This window comes from Carboxydocella sp. JDF658, assembly GCF_002049395.1.
GTDB lineage: Bacteria > Bacillota.
In genome coordinates, this window is sequence record NZ_BDLR01000229.1 from 1 (window position 1) to 282 (window position 282).

General features: G+C 60.3%; 1 protein-coding gene. It reads right to left on the reverse strand.

Annotation, left to right across the window (positions count from 1 at the left end; genetic code table 11):
- Positions 1-282, reverse strand: a 282-nt coding sequence (locus JDF658_RS13940; protein ID WP_143312030.1) for a zinc ribbon domain-containing protein, incomplete at both ends; no start/stop codon positions are given.

The following is a 282-nucleotide window of genomic DNA, read 5'->3' on the forward strand; positions in this document are numbered from 1 at the left end:
CTCCCGACCGGTCCGGCAGTGCCAGACCGGACTCACGGAGATACCTTTGCAGAATGTTATATGCGCCTACCAGATCGGCGTTCAGTACGACACCGCAGTGGACGAACAGCCCCCGATGCACGCGGGCTTTCTTGCCCCTTTCACCGCACGCCGGGCAGGTAGTGCTGGTGTTCTTCTCCGACACCTTGACCACCCGGATGCCGGCGAGGGCCGCTTTATAAGTGAGCAGGCTTATTATCTTACTGAACGGCCAGGCGTGGAGTTTCTGGTTGCCCGCGTCTC